Genomic DNA, 14,848 nt, shown 5'->3' on the forward strand with positions numbered 1-14,848 from the left:
GGCGCGAAGCGCCGGATGAGGGGTATCTCTCCGCGAACTCCAACTGAGAGATGTGCCCGCGGCGACAACCCCTCACCCGGCTTCGCTTCGCGAAGCCACCCTCTCCCACTAGGGGAGAGGGTTTAAAACACCGTGCCGTCGCTGATCACCTTGAGCGGCGGCGATCCATCGGGACGGCGTGCAAATGCGATGGCGCGGCCCGCCGCCCACGTGCCGCCTTCGAGGATGCTCGCAAGCGGCAAGGTCCGAGGGGTGCGGCCGAGCTTGGCGCGAATGCGCCCCGCCAACCTGTCGAGCAATGCAATTGTCAGCGCGCGCCACTCCACGACGAGCAGCGAATCCACTTCATGCGCACGCGCGGCATCGGCGGCATCGCGCAGGCGCAGCACGTCATGATCGACGAACAGACCGCCGTTGCGGTATTCGGCGAGCCCGGTCAGGCCATCGATGTCGGTCACCTCAAAGCCGGCGCGCTGCAGCGGCTCGATCAGCGAATAGCTCAGCCATTGCGACAGCTTGTGCAGCGGCACGAGGCCTGCCGTGCCGTCGTCCGCCTTGATCGCCGGATGTCGCCAGCAATCGCCGAGCGGCACGCCCGCAAGCTCAAGTCGCGACGGCCAGATCGGCCCGAGCCGGTTCAGCACCGCGGACAGGATCGCGGGCGCAGCGACGGCGCCGCCGATCGCATGCGCTGCGATATGATCGAACAGCCCGCCCGGCCGCGGCGTATCGTGCAAGCCGAACACGTCCGCACGCTCCGAGACCTCCCTGCCCAGACGCCGCAGCAGGTCGGTGCGTCCCTCCAGGCCGAGCAGCGGATTGGCCTCGGTCACCTGAAAGGCGGAGGTGAGTGAGCCAAGAGGCAGTCTTTCAAGCACCTCCGCATCGGCCCTGAACGGCGCACGCGCATCGCGCGAAAACAGCCCGCTCGCGAACATGTCGAGGCTCGCGATCGCGAGCCCTTCCGATCGCCCTACGTCTGCTCCCGTCACGCTGTCGCGATAGCGCCAAGCTGCGCCGGCGCCGGCATCGAGCAGCACGCTGACGATGGCGAGGTCGAACTCGGCGCGCGCTTGCGCCGCGCGATCCGGCCAGGACGCAGCATCGGCAAGCCGGGCCCAGCGGTCGACGCCGCCGAGCACGAAGTGCCGCCAGCGCGCATGGAAGGGAATGTCAAGCGTCGGATAGGCTTTACGGGTCACCGCGAGCACGGCATCGGCAACGCCATCGATGCGGTCGAGATCGACCGTGAAATGGGTGAGCCCGCCGGCAAGGCCGAGCTCGAGCATCTGCCCGGCGCGCGCGCGCACCGCCTTTGCGGTGAGCAGCGCGCGTGCCTGCGATTCCAAAGCGTCCGCCATCGCGATCAGTATTTTTCCAGCGAACGCCCGACCACGCCGTTCACGTCCTTTTCCGGTGCGATGTCGGTCGAGTAGTAGCCCGCGGCCTTCTTGGCGGCGATCTCGACATGGGCGTCGGCGGGAATCAGCTCCAGCGGGATCGGCACACGCTCGACGATGTCGATGCCTTGCGAGGTCAACGCGTCGTATTTCATGTCGCTCATCGACAGGAAGCGGTCAATGCGCTTGAGGCCGAGCCAATGGATCGTATCCGGCATCAATTGCTGGAAGCGCGCGTCCTGGACGCCAGCCACGCACTCGGTGCGCTCGAAATAAGCGGCGGCCGCATCGCCGTCCTCCTGCCGCTTGCGCGCATTGTAGACTAGGAATTTGGTGACCTCGCCGAGCGCGCGGCCTTCTTTGCGGTTGTAGACGACGAGCCCGAGCCCGCCCTCCTGCGCGCCGCGCGCGGATTCCTCGATGCCGTGGATCAGATAGGGCCGGCAGGTGCAGATGTCGGAGCCGAACACATCGGACCCGTTGCACTCGTCATGCACGCGGCAGGTGATCCTGGTGCGATGGTCCGGCAGTTTCGTCACGTCGCCGAACAGGTAGACCGTGGTGCCGCCGATCGGCGGCAGGAATACCTTCATGTCCGGGCGCGTCACCAGCTCCGGGAACATCCCGGCGGTCTGCTCGAACAGCGTGCGCCGCAGCTCGGTCTCGCCGGTGCCGAAGCGCGCCGCAAGGCCCGGCAGGTACCACACCGGATCGATCGCGATCTTCACCACCGATACGCTGCCACTGGCGTGCACGACCTCGCCATCGGCGCGCAGCCGCTTTGCGGCGAGCGCATCGCGAATCTCCGGCAGGTCGAGCCGCGCCCGCGTCACCGCGATGCTCGGGCGGATGTCCGCGCCCTCGGCGATCTCCTGGCGAAAATTCTCGGCGACCAGATGCCCCCAGGGATCGAGCGCGACGATTTTTGTGGGATCGGTCCATTGCTCGAACGGACCGATGGTGGCGGCCGGAAAGGTATTGGTGAGGTCAGGACGCCTGATCGGGTCCAGCGCCCCGGCGGAGACCGCGAGCGCGCGGTACATCGCGTAGGACCCGCCATGGCTGCCGATCACGTTGCGATCCCCGGCGCGCGACACCGTACCGATGATCGGCCCGCGCGCGCGCGCATCAGCGGCGCCCCAATGGATGGGAAAGGCGGCCTTCCGGCCCGGCTCCGGATGGGAGGTCAGGCGGATGTGGTCGGTACGGTTGGCACGGCTCATGTCCAGGCTCCCAAAAAGCCAACGGCCCGCCGCTCGGACGGGCCTGGCTCACTTGCGACGCCGAACCGGCGGCGCAAGCTCAATCCAACATATTGTAGCGGCCGGCGACGACAGACAAGTTAATCGTGGCAGGGCGCAGGGGCCGTTCGGGGCCAAATTCCCGTCATCGAGAGGGCCGTCAGGCCGTCGCATCCGATGCCAGCGCGCCCATCGCGCTTGCCGCTCGGCCTGCGAGGCCAGTTTAAGGAATTGAAATAGTTCCATTTTTCGTGTTTTCAAGGTGTTGCTTCGTTTGGTGCGGTGGGCTTCAAGTTCGGCGCACCGCGCTGCCCTGCCTTGGAGACTGCTATGCCTGCCGCCAGCTACATCGATCCCCGCAACGGAAAGCTCTATCCCATGGACCAGCCGCGCTGGTGCTCGGACGAGCGCACGCCGCTGCTGGTGACGCCGGGGGCGGGCATCTCACGCGAGGACATCGATGGCCGGACGCGCTCGCTGTGGCGCTACCGGGCGGCGCTGCCGGTCGAGATCGAGAACCCGATCACGCTCGGCGAGGGCTGCACGCCGCTGGTCCAGCAGGACTGGGGCGCGCTGCGCCCGCTGTTCAAACTCGAATGGTTCAACCCCACTGGCAGCTTCAAGGACCGCGGTTCGGCGGTGATGCTGTCGTTCCTGCGACAGATCGGTGTCGACGCCATTCTGGAGGATTCCTCCGGCAACGGCGGCTCATCCATGGCGGGGCTGGGTGCGGCCGGCGGCATGCGCGTCAAGATTCTGGCGCCGGCCTCGACGTCGCCGGCCAAGATCGCGCAGGTGCGCGCCTACGGCGCGACCGTGCAGCTCGTGGAGGGCCCGCGCGAGGAATCCGAGGCCGAGGCCATCCGGCAGTCGAGCCGGACCTTCTACGCCAGCCACAATTGGCAGCCGTTCTTCCTCGAAGGCACCAAGTCGCTGGCCTACGAGATCTGGGAAGATCTGGGATTCCGCGCGCCCGACAACATCATCGTTCCCGTCGGCGCCGGCAGCAGTCTGCTGGGTTGCGCCTTCGGCTTCCGCGAGCTGATGAAGGCCGGGCAGATCTCGAAGCTGCCGCGCCTGTTCGCGGCGCAGCCGCTCAATTGCTCGCCGATCGATGCAAGCTTCAAGGCCGGTGTCGATACGCCCGTCGCGCGCGGGGTGAGCAAGACCGTTGCCGAGGGCACCGCGATCAAGACTCCCCTCCGCCTGCGTGAGATCATCGCCGCCCTGCGCGAGAGCGGCGGCGCCACCATCGCGCTCACCGAGGACGAGATCGTCGCCGCCCTGCGCCGCCTCGCGCGCCAGGGCCTGTTTGCCGAGCCGACCAGCGCCAGCGCGGCTGCGGCGCTCGACAAGCTCGCCGCAACCGGCGCCATCAATGCGAACGAAACAACGGTCGCCGTTCTCACCGGCACCGGCCTCAAGGCCGCAACCACCGTCGCCGACCTCGTGCAGTAGTCTCGCGCTTACCCTCCCGCTCCAGGCTCCTGGAGAGGCTTGGAGAGAGAACGCGAGCGCCCGCCGGCGTCCGCCAGCACCTTCCACTGGAACAGCGGCGAGTCCTTTGGCGGCGAGAGCTGCGGGGTCCAGCCGGTGAGCTTTTCGATCACATAAGTATCAGCCACGACGCCGCGCCAACGGCGTTCGACCGTGGCGAGTTGCTCGCGCTGCGCCGGAATGTGCTCCCACAGTGATGCGCGGTTGTCCGGCTCGCGCCCGACATAGATGCCGGCATGGCCCTTGATCCGGTCCATGCCAGGGTCGCGGAAATCCTGGAAACGGCCGCGCTCGTTGATCTCGATCACGGGCACGCGGCCCCGGAACAGCCAGCGCATCATGGCGTAGGTGCGGTAGTCCGTGGTTGCGATCCAGGTCGCGCCTGTTACGTCGAGGGCCGCTTGCGTGCGCGCGGCGACCTGCTCGTAGCCGGCCTCGGCGCCGATCGGGTCGATCTTGCCGAGCAGATTCCAGGGCGCGGCAACGTAGTAGAGGAACACGATGATGACGAAGGGAATGCCCGAGACGATCGCTGTCCTGGCCCAGAACAGCGAGGACCTCAGCATTCGGGCGGACCATCCCTCTTTCCTCATCGTGACGAGGTTGACCGCGGTGGCGGCAAAACCGACCGGCCACATGAACATCGGCCAGGTGTCGCCGACGCGAAGCGTCAGCGACTTGAAGAAGAAGTAGACGAACGGCACCAGCACCGCGCTCGACAAAAGGATCGCGACCGGCTCGCGCGTGCGATAGCCGCGCCACGCCGTCAGCACCAGGCCCATCAGCACCACCGGCAGCAAGACGAAACCGACCAGACCGAATTGCAGGCCGATGTAATCGCCGATCGTACGCAGCGAGATGCCGTAATTGGCGGTGGCGCGCACGCCCTGGAAACGGAACGAGGCCCAGTCGTGCTGCGCGTTCCAGATCAGCACCGGCGAGAACACCGCTAGCGCGACCAGCACGGCGAGATAGGGGTAAGGACTGCGCAGCCAGCGCCAGCGCCAATCCGGCACCAGCAGAAAGGCGGCGACCGCCGGCGCGAACATGACCACGGTGAATTTCGACAGCATCGCGAGGCCCGCGAACAGACCGGCCGCCAACCACCAGCGGCCATCGCCGCTTTGCGCCAGCCGCACCAGCGACCACATCATCGCGACCGCGAACGGGATCATGGCGACGTCGGGCGCGACCTTTGCCATCAACAGGCCGTAATAAAGCGCGGCCTCCGGCATCAGCACCGCGAACACGATCGTGCGCGCATCATGGGTGAGGCGGCGGACGATGTCGGCGAGCAATAGCTGCGTCACCAGCATGGCGACGATGCCGCCGAAGCGGACGCCGAGATTGGTATCGCCGAAGATCGCGGTTCCGAAGCGGATCAGCCAGGCGATGCCGGGCGGATGATCGAGGAAGCTGAGCGCAGCCTCCTTCGACCAGGTCCAGTAATAGGCTTCGTCGGTGCGCAGCTCGATGGCCGAGGCATAGACGATGCGGAGCAGCGTCATCGCGGCGATGATCGCTGCGGCCATGAGGATCAGACGCCGTTCGGCGCCGTCAGGCTTTGCAGAGATGTCGGGAGCGATCGTCACGGCGGCGCTTTTCCCCGACTTGGAAGGGGGAGTCAATGTGGGGCCGTCGTCCCTGTGATCCTGCTGGCTGTCCATATCGGAAATTAAAGGTTACGCTGGCTGGTCTCCTCCAGGACCTGACACAACCGAATCATGGCCACCGCTCCCACACAGATGTCAGTCGTCCGCGCCGCCGGGGTGCGGCAGGTGCGACTCGTTTGCGGCATCATCCTGTTCGCCTTTGTGGTCAGTCATTTCCTCAACCACGCGCTCGGCAACATCTCGGTTGATGCCATGGAGACCGGGGTCTACTACCACACGCTGTTCTGGCAGTTCCTCCCGGTCGCGATCGTGTTCTACACGGCCGCCCTCACCCATATGGGCCTCGGCGTCTACGCGCTGTATCAGCGCCGCCAGTTCCGCTGGCGAACGATCGAGCCGCTCCAGCTCGTGCTCGGCTTGAGCATCCCCGTCCTCGTCATGGGCCATGTCATCGGCGTGCGGCTCGCGCAGACGCTGTACGGACACGAGAAGCTGTATCCGCAGGAGCTCTATTTGTTCTTCGTCGCGGCGCCGGGCCTGCTCTGGCAGATGACGATCCTGCTTCTCATCGCCTGGGTGCACGGCTGCATCGGCGTCTATTTCTGGCTTCGGCTGAAGCCGTTCTTCACACGCGCGGCGCCCTATCTGCTCGCGGCCGCCGTGCTGATCCCGACGCTATCGCTGCTCGGCATCTACCAGGGCGGCCGCAGCGTCGCCGCCGACAGTGACGACGGCGAATGGCGTAAGCAGCATCTCACCCGCAGCAAGGTCGGCACGGTTGCGGAAGGCAACACGCTCGAGCGCATCGCGGGCGGTCTCACCATGGGCTATTTCGGTCTGTTGGGACTGGTGCTGGCGGCGCGCGGCGTGCGCGCTTTGCGCGAACGGCGCGGCGGCATGATCGCGCTGTCCTACGGCAACGGCAAGACGGTGCGGGTCCCCAAGGGCCTGTCGGTGCTGGAGGCGAGCCTGCGCCACAACGTGCCGCACGCCAGCGTCTGCGGCGGCCGCGCCCGCTGCTCGACCTGCCGCATCCGTATCATCGGCGATCATGATGCCCTGCCCACTCCGTCGCAGCGCGAGGCTTTCGTGCTCACCCGCGTCGGCACCGCCGATCCCTCGATCAGATTGGCCTGTCAGCTGCGTCCGACCTCCGATCTCTCGTTCTTCCAGCTCTTCGCAGCTCACACGCATGCAACGGACGGAGCCTCGACATCGGCCAGTATCGGCCAGGAGCGCTATCTCGTCAGCCTGTTCGTGGACATGCGCGGCTCGACGCAGCTGGCCGAGAAGCGCCTGCCGTTCGACACGGTCTTCATCGTCAACCGCTTCCTCGGCGCGGTGTCGCAAGCGGTGATCGAGAACGGCGGCCAGCCGAACCAGTTCGTCGGCGACGGCATGCTGGCGCTGTTCGGACTCGCGGCCGACCCGCAAACCGCCTGCCGGCAGGCGATGAAGGCCGCCGCGGGAATCGCTGCGCATATCGACGAGCTCAACGATCTCCTGAGCCACGATCTGCGCCAGCCGATCCGCTTCGGCATCGGCATCCACGGCGGCGAGGTCATCATCGGCGACATCGGCTATCGCGATCACATCGTCTTCACCGCGCTCGGCGATGCCGTCAACGTCGCCGCCCGCCTCCAGGACATGACCAAGACGCTGGCCTGCGAGGCGATCGTCTCGGACGAAGTGCGCCGTACCGCTGATATTGCCGAGGACGCCCTGCCGCAGCAGGAGGTCGCCATCCGCGGCCGCGACCAGCCGCTCGCAGTGCGCGTGGTGGCGAATGCGAGGGAGCTGGCGGCGCTGGTCGATCGCAGCAAGCGCGTGGCGGCGTGATTCTTTACCTCTCCCCGTAAGAACGGGGCGAGGGAGCGCACCGTCGTCGCGGCCTACTGCTCGTCAATCTCGTTACGAGCACAACACCGGCCTGCTGCAACGCAGCGGCATGGGCTTGCTGCGAAAGCGCGAATTGACTTCACGCAAATGGTTGCGACAGATGAGCGCAGGATCGTGCTGATGACCGCCGATCCAACGAGAAGCTCCGGGAGGAGAAAGAATGTTCGATCGACGCGACCTGCTCAAGGGAGCAGGCCTTGCCGCCATGGCGGCCACACTGAATTCCACCAAGGCGCTGGCCCTCGACACGGTGACCCTGCCCTTCGCCAATGGCGAACGGCCGCTGGTGAAATATCCGCAGAAGCGGCCGATGATCGGCCTGACCAGCCGGCCGCCGCAGCTCGAGACCCCGTTTGCGGTGTTCAACGACGGCCCGATCACGCCGAACAACGCGTTCTTCGTGCGCTACCACCTCTCCGACCTGCCCTACGATCTCAACCCCGACAAGTTCACGCTGGAGGTCAAGGGCAAGGTCGACAAGCCGCTGAAATTGTCGCTGAAGGACATCCGCAAGATGAAGGCGACGGAGATCGTCGCCGTCAACCAGTGCTCCGGCAACAGCCGCGGCTTCTTCGAGCCGCGCGTCGCCGGCGGTCAGCTCGCCAACGGCGCGATGGGTTGCGCGCGCTGGCGGGGCGTGCCGCTGAAGAACGTGCTGGAGATAGCCGGCGTGCACAGCGGCGCCAGGCAGGTCACCTTCAACGGCATGGACGGACCGGTCAACGACAAGACGCCGGATTTCATCAAGGCACTCGACATCGATCACGCCACCGACGGCGAGGTGATGCTGGCCTATGGCATGAACGGCGAGGACCTGCCGTTCCTCAACGGCTTTCCGCTGCGCCTGATCGTGCCCGGCTATTTCGGCACCTACTGGGTCAAGCACCTCAACGAGATCACCGTCATCGACGACGTTTATGACGGCTTCTGGATGAAGTCGGCCTACCGCATCCCCGACACGCCGAACAATGCGGTCGAGCCGGGCACCGCGCCAAAGGCGACGATCCCGATCAACCGCTTCACCATCCGCTCCTTCATCACCAGCGTCCCCGATGGCGCCAAGCTGAAGGCGGGAGCCGTGACCCTGCGCGGCATCGCGTTCGATGGCGGCAAGGGCATCAAGCAGGTCGAGGTCTCCACCGACGGCGGCAAGACCTGGGTCGGCGCCAAGCTCGGCAAGGACCTCGGCAAATACGCCTTCCGCGAATGGAAGCTGCCGGTGAAGCTCGCGGCCGGCAGCCACGAGCTCAAGGTCCGCGCCACCGGCAATGGCGGCGAGACCCAGCCGGACATGCCGCGCTGGAACCCGGCGGGTTACTTGCGCAACGTCGTCGAAACCGTCCGCGTCAGCGTGGCCTGAAGGAGACTGACCATGCAGCGCATCGTTCTCCTCGCCATCTCACTCGCCGTCGCCGCATTGATGGGCTCGTCACTTGCAGCGCCCGTCAATTACAAGACCCCCGACGAGGTCGCCGCCTTCAAGCCCGGTCCCAATCTCGAGGTCGTGCAGGGCAATTGCAGCGCCTGCCATTCGTCCGACTACGTCGCCACGCAGCCGCCGATGAAGGACAAGAGGGCGTTCTGGCAGGCCGAGGTGACCAAGATGATCAAGGTCTATGGCGCACCGATCGACGATGCCGATGTCGGCAAGATCGTCGATTATCTGACCGCGACCTACTGAGGGATGGCATCACGCGCTCCTGCCATTTGACCGCGAAACGGGCAAAACCGGCAAAAACGCCGCGAAGTTGAGCGGAATTCGGCGAAATGGCGATGTGGTTTGAGCTACCAAGCCTGCCACATTCCGCGTATCCTGTTAGGACCGAACCGGCCGGTTGGCGGGGACTGGCGGTTCGAGATCTCGGAGGAAGACCCGCGGAGAAGTCGTGATGGCTAAAGGTACGGTCAAGTGGTTCAACCCGACGAAGGGTTATGGATTTATCCAGCCTGCGTCGGGTGGCAAGGATGTGTTCGTGCATATCTCGGCAGTGCAGAAGGCCGGTCTGTCGACCCTCAACGAGGGACAGACGGTGGAATACGAAGAGATCGCAAACCGGGGCAAGACCTCCGCGGAAAACCTCAAAGTATAAGCCCGCGCCAGCCTTTGCTGCCTCCCGGATTTGTCCGGGAGCGGGCCAAGAAAATTTAAGAAGACGGCCGGTGCATTCGACGACAGGCGTTGCGATTGCACAAGGATAGCTATTTTTTCCTTGTGAAGACCGCTCATCGAACCACAGCAATGACAATCGCGACTGCACTTCGCTAACCCACCGGCAGCGGTGCGTCGCGCTTGATCTCCTCCATCACCGCATAAGTTCGCGTCTCGCGCACGCCCGGCATCGACAGCAGGGTCTCGCCGAGAAAGCGTCGATAGGCGGTCATGTCTGCAAGCCGCGCCTTCACAAGATAGTCGAAGCCGCCGGCAACCATGTGACACTCCAGCACTTCAGGGGCGAGCCTCACGGCTCGGGCGAACCGCTCGAAATTGTCGGGCGTGGTCTTGTCGAGCAGCACCTCGACGAACACCAGGAGCCCAAGGCCGAGCCGGTGCGGGTTGAGCCGCGCGCCATAGCCTTCGACAAAGCCCTCGCGCTGCAGGCGCTTCAACCGCTCGCCGATCGAGGTCGGCGACAGCCCGATGCGCTCGGCGAGCTCGACATTGGCGATGCGCCCATCCTCCTGCAGGATCGAGAGGATTTTCCGGTCTGTTCGATCGAGTTCCATATCTTATCCGGCCAAATGGCTAATCCTCTTCATTTTCTAAGGCACACTAGCTAGATTGTCTATCGAACTACGGTCACGCGGGCCTTATCCTGATTTCAGCCACAGGACACGCCATGCCGAACATCCCGCCCCCCTTCTCCGCGCCTTACGCCCCCGATGATTCCGAGATCGCCGCAAAGGTTCTGCCGGCCTCGCATCTCATGCCGGCACGGGAGGCCCGGATCGACCGCATCGCGACGCGGCTGATCGAGGCGATCCGCAAGCGCGACGACCGGCTCGGCGGGGTCGAGGACATGCTGCGGGAGTTCGCGCTCTCGACCAAGGAGGGGCTGGCGCTGATGGTGCTGGCGGAAGCGCTGCTGCGCGTGCCCGATGCGCGCACGGCCGACCAGTTCATCGAGGACAAGCTCGGCGAGGGCGATTTCATCCATCACGAGACCAAGTCCACCGCGTTCCTGGTCAACGCTTCGGCCTGGGCGCTCGGCCTGTCGGCGCGGGTGATCCAGCCCGGCGAGACGCCCGACGGCACCATCGGCCGATTGGTGAAGCGGCTCGGCGCACCGGCGGTGCGCACCGCGACGCGCCAGGCGATGCGGTTGATGGGCAACCATTTCGTGTTAGGGGAGACGATCGAACAGGCGCTGGAGCGGGCTCGGCCGCGCTCGGGCCAGAAGCCGCGCTATTCCTTCGACATGCTCGGCGAAGGCGCGCGCACGGCCGCCGATGCCAAGCGCTATTTCGACTCCTATGCCAGCGCGATTGACACGATCGGCAAGGCTTCGGGCAACCATCCCCTGCCCGACCGGCCCGGCATCTCGGTCAAGCTCTCGGCCCTGCATCCGCGCTTCGAGGCGATCAGCCGCGGCCGCGTGATGGCCGAGCTGGTGCCGCTATTGCTGGACCTTGCGCAGCGCGCCAAGACGCATGACCTCAACTTCACCGTCGATGCCGAGGAAGCCGACCGGCTGGAGCTGTCGCTCGACGTGATCGCGGCGACGCTCGCCGATCCCTCGCTTTCCGGCTGGGACGGATTTGGCCTCGCGATCCAGGCCTATCAGAAGCGTGCTAGCGCGGTGATCGACTATGTCGATGAACTCGCCCGCGCGCATGACCGCAAGCTGATGGTGCGCCTGGTCAAGGGCGCCTATTGGGACACCGAGATCAAGCGCGCCCAGGAGCGCGGGCTCGACGGCTATCCCGTGTTCACGCGCAAGGCGATGACCGATCTGAACTTCGTCGCCTGCGCGACGAAGCTTCTCGCCTTGCGGCCGCGCATCTTCCCGCAATTCGCCACCCACAACGCGCTGACGGTCGCGACCGTGCTGGAGCTCGCAGCAGATGGCGGCGGCTTCGAGTTCCAGCGCCTGCATGGCATGGGCGAAGCGCTCTACGAGCAACTCGCAAAGGATCATCCTGACATCGCCTATCGCACCTATGCGCCGGTCGGCAGCCATCGCGACCTGCTCGCCTATCTGGTGCGGCGCCTGTTGGAGAACGGCGCCAACTCGTCCTTCGTGGCGCAGGCGGCCGATTATCGCGTGCCGGTTTCGGCGCTGCTGCAGCGCCCGGCGAATGCCATCGGCCAGGCATTGCAGGCACCTCATGCCAAGATTCCGTTGCCGGCAGATCTGTTCGCGCCGGAGCGGCGCAATTCGCGCGGCGTCGAATTCGGTGAGCGTGCCGCCCTCGACCAGCTGCTGACGGACGTGAAGGCCGCGGCGGCCGACCTCAAGCCTGTCGCTGACGCAACACGGGATCAGGCCAACGCGGCGGTGACGACTGCGCGCGCCGGCTTTACTGCCTGGAGCCGGACACCTGCAGGCACACGCGCGGCGGCGCTGGAGCAGGCCGCGCATCTCCTGGAAACCCGCGGCGCCCGTTTCATCGCGCTGCTGCAAGCCGAGGGCGGCAAGACGCTCGACGACGCTCTGTCCGAGCTGCGCGAAGCCGCTGACTTCTGCCGCTACTATGCCGCGCAGGGCCGCAAGCTGTTCGGAAACGATGCCGCCATGCCCGGCCCGACCGGCGAGAGCAATGTGCTTAGCCTGCGCGGCCGCGGCGTGTTCGTCGCGATCTCGCCGTGGAATTTTCCGCTCGCAATCTTCCTTGGCCAGGTGACCGCGGCGCTGATGGCCGGCAACAGCGTGGTGGCGAAACCCGCCGAGCAGACGCCGCGCATCGCGCGCGAGGCCGTTGCCCTGCTGCACGAGGCCGGCATCCCCAGAAGCGCGCTGCATCTCGTCACCGGCGACGGCCGCATCGGCGGCGTCCTCACCGCGCATCCTGATGTCGCCGGAGTAGTCTTCACCGGCTCGACCGAGGTCGCGCGCCAGATCAACCGGACGCTGGCGGCCAAGGACGGGCCGATCGTGCCGCTGATCGCGGAGACCGGCGGCATCAATGCCATGATCGCGGATGCGACCGCACTGCCCGAGCAGGTCGCCGACGACGTCGTGACCTCTGCGTTCCGCTCCGCAGGCCAGCGCTGCTCGGCCTTGCGGCTCCTGTTCGCGCAGGAGGATGTCGCCGACCGCATGGTCGAGATGATCGCGGGCGCCGCGCGCGAACTGAAGATCGGCGATCCCGCGGATGTCGCGACCCATGTCGGTCCGGTGATCGATGAGGAGGCCAAGCAGCGCCTCGATGCGCATATCGCGCGGATGAAGCGCGAGGCGCGGCTGCATTTTGCGGGCACCGCGCCGGATGGCTGCTTCGTCGCGCCGCATATCTTCGAGATCAAGGAGGCCGGTCAGCTCACCGAAGAGGTGTTCGGCCCGATCCTGCATGTCGTGCGCTATCGCGCGGAGAACCTCGAACGTGTATTGCAATCGATTGCGCGCACCGGCTACGGGCTCACCCTCGGCATCCATTCGCGCATCGACGACACCATCGAGGCCATCGTCGACCGCGTCCAGGTCGGCAACATCTACGTCAACCGCAACATGATCGGCGCCGTGGTCGGCGTGCAGCCGTTCGGGGGCAGCGGCCTGTCCGGAACCGGCCCCAAGGCCGGCGGCCCGCATTACCTCGCGCGCTTTGCCACCGAGCAGACGGTGACGATCAACACGGCTGCGGCCGGCGGCAATGCCGCATTGCTTGCGGGGGAGGAGTGAGGCCCTGCGCCACGCGCCGTTGCATCCCGGCAAAACATCGGTCTAATGCTCTCATCACGCGCCCGCGCCAATTCCAGCGCGCGGGAAACGATTGAAGCGAGGGAGCGACGCCGCGATGGAGAAGGGCATTTTTGCAGGCCTGAAGGTTCTGGACTGCGCGAGCTTCATCGCAGCGCCCGCGGCCGCGACCGTGCTGTCGGATTTCGGCGCAGACGTTATCAAGATCGAGCCGCCCGGCACTGGCGACCCCTATCGCAACCTGCCGAACCTGCCGGGCTATCCCTCAGGCGAGCACAATTTCGCCTGGCTGCTGGAGGCGCGCAACAAGAAGAGCATCGCGCTCGACTTGTCGAAGCCGGAGGCGCAAGCCGTGCTCTACAAGCTCGTGGCGGAGGCCGACGTCTTCATCACCAACATGCCGCCGCCGGTGCGCGCCAAGCTCGGCATCACCTATGATCATCTCGCCCATCTCAACGACCGGCTGATCTACGCCTCCTTCACCGGCTATGGCGAGAAGGGCGAGGAAGCCAACAAACCCGGCTTCGACAGCAACGCCTATTGGGCGCGGTCCGGCCTGATGGATCTCGTCCGCGCCGACACCGACACCACGCCGGCGCGCTCGGTCGCGGGCATGGGCGACCATCCCTGCGCCATGGCGTTCTACGGCGCGATCGTCACCGCACTGTATCAGCGCGAGAAGACCGGCAAGGGCTCGCACGTCGCTTCCAACCTGATGGCGAACGGGGTGTGGGCCGCGAGCGTGCTGGCGCAGGCCAAGCTCTGCGGCGCCAAGTTCGGCGAGCGGCGCCCGCGCGAGCGCGCGCTTAACGCGGTGGCCAATCATTACCAGTGCAAGGACGGCCGCTGGCTGATCCTGTCGCTGCTGAATGAGGAGAAGCAGTTTCCGACGCTGGCCAAATGCCTGGGCCGTGAGGATCTGATCAACGACCCTCGCTTCGTCACCAAGGCCGACCGTCACGCCCGCTCGGTCGAGCTGATCAGGATTTTGGACGAGACCTTCGCCACCAGGGATCTCGCCGAATGGCGGAGAATCCTCGACGGTAACGGCCTCGTGTTCGGCGTCGTCGCCATCCTGGACGACATCCCCAACGACAAGCAGATGCTCGACAACGAGGTGCTGGTGCCGTTCGAGAACGACACCATGCTGACCATCAACAGCCCGATCTGGATCGACGGCGCCAAGAAGGTGCAGCCGCGCAAGCCGCCAGCCGTCGGCGAGCACAGTGACGAGATTTTGCGCGGGGCGGGATTTGACGAGGCGGCGATCAAGGCGCTGCGGGGGTCGGGAGCGGTCGGTTAGGAGCGCGCCGCTCTAACCTCGTCATTGCGAGCCAACGGGT

11 protein-coding genes are annotated in these 14,848 nt (G+C 65.9%); 7 read left to right on the forward strand and 4 right to left on the reverse strand.

Annotated elements, in window-relative coordinates:
* Window positions 1-122: 122 nt before the first annotated feature.
* Complete coding sequence (locus I6F20_RS14450) at window positions 123-1,361, reverse strand: URC4/urg3 family protein (RefSeq protein ID WP_225126696.1); 1,239 nt, start codon at window positions 1,359-1,361, stop codon at window positions 123-125.
* Window positions 1,362-1,366: 5 nt separating this feature from the next.
* Complete coding sequence (locus tag I6F20_RS14455) at window positions 1,367-2,623, reverse strand: GTP cyclohydrolase II (protein WP_036028644.1); 1,257 nt, start codon at window positions 2,621-2,623, stop codon at window positions 1,367-1,369.
* 348 nt (window positions 2,624-2,971) lie between these two features.
* On the opposite strand from I6F20_RS14455, the gene I6F20_RS14460 reads away from it, so the two are divergent.
* Window positions 2,972-4,099 (forward strand): threonine synthase, encoded by a 1,128-nt coding sequence (locus I6F20_RS14460; protein WP_225126697.1) that lies wholly within the window; start codon window positions 2,972-2,974, stop codon window positions 4,097-4,099.
* An 8-nt stretch (window positions 4,100-4,107) separates the two neighbouring features.
* Here the strand turns inward: I6F20_RS14460 and I6F20_RS14465 are convergent, their stop codons facing one another.
* On the reverse strand, window positions 4,108-5,670 hold the full coding sequence (locus tag I6F20_RS14465; RefSeq protein ID WP_225127148.1) for a glycosyltransferase family 39 protein: 1,563 nt from the start codon (window positions 5,668-5,670) through the stop codon (window positions 4,108-4,110).
* Between the two features lie 192 nt (window positions 5,671-5,862).
* Here I6F20_RS14465 and I6F20_RS14470 point away from each other — a divergent pair, with 192 nt between their 5' ends.
* The 4 genes from I6F20_RS14470 (at window position 5,863) to I6F20_RS14485 (ending at window position 9,740) form a co-directional block, all read left to right on the forward strand.
* On the forward strand, window positions 5,863-7,590 hold the full coding sequence (locus I6F20_RS14470; protein WP_225126698.1) for an adenylate/guanylate cyclase domain-containing protein: 1,728 nt from the start codon (window positions 5,863-5,865) through the stop codon (window positions 7,588-7,590).
* A gap of 220 nt (window positions 7,591-7,810) precedes the next feature.
* Window positions 7,811-9,010: a SorA family sulfite dehydrogenase catalytic subunit gene (gene sorA, locus I6F20_RS14475; protein WP_225126699.1), complete on the forward strand. Its 1,200-nt coding sequence runs from the start codon at window positions 7,811-7,813 to the stop codon at window positions 9,008-9,010.
* A gap of 12 nt (window positions 9,011-9,022) precedes the next feature.
* Entirely contained in the window at window positions 9,023-9,331 is a 309-nt protein-coding gene (gene sorB / locus I6F20_RS14480; protein WP_225126700.1) for a SorB family sulfite dehydrogenase c-type cytochrome subunit, read from the forward strand.
* A 208-nt stretch (window positions 9,332-9,539) separates the two neighbouring features.
* Entirely contained in the window at window positions 9,540-9,740 is a 201-nt protein-coding gene (locus I6F20_RS14485) for a cold-shock protein (protein ID WP_008563500.1), read from the forward strand.
* Between the two features lie 172 nt (window positions 9,741-9,912).
* Here the strand turns inward: I6F20_RS14485 and I6F20_RS14490 are convergent, their stop codons facing one another.
* Window positions 9,913-10,374 carry an Lrp/AsnC ligand binding domain-containing protein gene (locus tag I6F20_RS14490; protein ID WP_036009699.1) on the reverse strand — a complete coding sequence of 154 codons (462 nt, stop codon included), beginning with the start codon at window positions 10,372-10,374 and terminating at the stop codon, window positions 9,913-9,915.
* Between the two features lie 113 nt (window positions 10,375-10,487).
* On the opposite strand from I6F20_RS14490, the gene putA reads away from it, so the two are divergent.
* Both putA and I6F20_RS14500 read left to right on the forward strand, forming a co-directional pair.
* On the forward strand, window positions 10,488-13,487 hold the full coding sequence (gene putA, locus I6F20_RS14495; RefSeq protein ID WP_225126701.1) for a bifunctional proline dehydrogenase/L-glutamate gamma-semialdehyde dehydrogenase PutA: 3,000 nt from the start codon (window positions 10,488-10,490) through the stop codon (window positions 13,485-13,487).
* 115 nt (window positions 13,488-13,602) lie between these two features.
* Complete coding sequence (locus tag I6F20_RS14500; RefSeq protein WP_109145231.1) at window positions 13,603-14,808, forward strand: CaiB/BaiF CoA transferase family protein; 1,206 nt, start codon at window positions 13,603-13,605, stop codon at window positions 14,806-14,808.
* The last annotated feature ends 40 nt before the right edge of the window (window positions 14,809-14,848 follow it).

It is taken from the genome of Bradyrhizobium sp. IC3123 (assembly GCF_020193625.1).
Taxonomy (GTDB): Bacteria; Pseudomonadota; Alphaproteobacteria; order Rhizobiales; family Xanthobacteraceae; genus Bradyrhizobium; species Bradyrhizobium yuanmingense.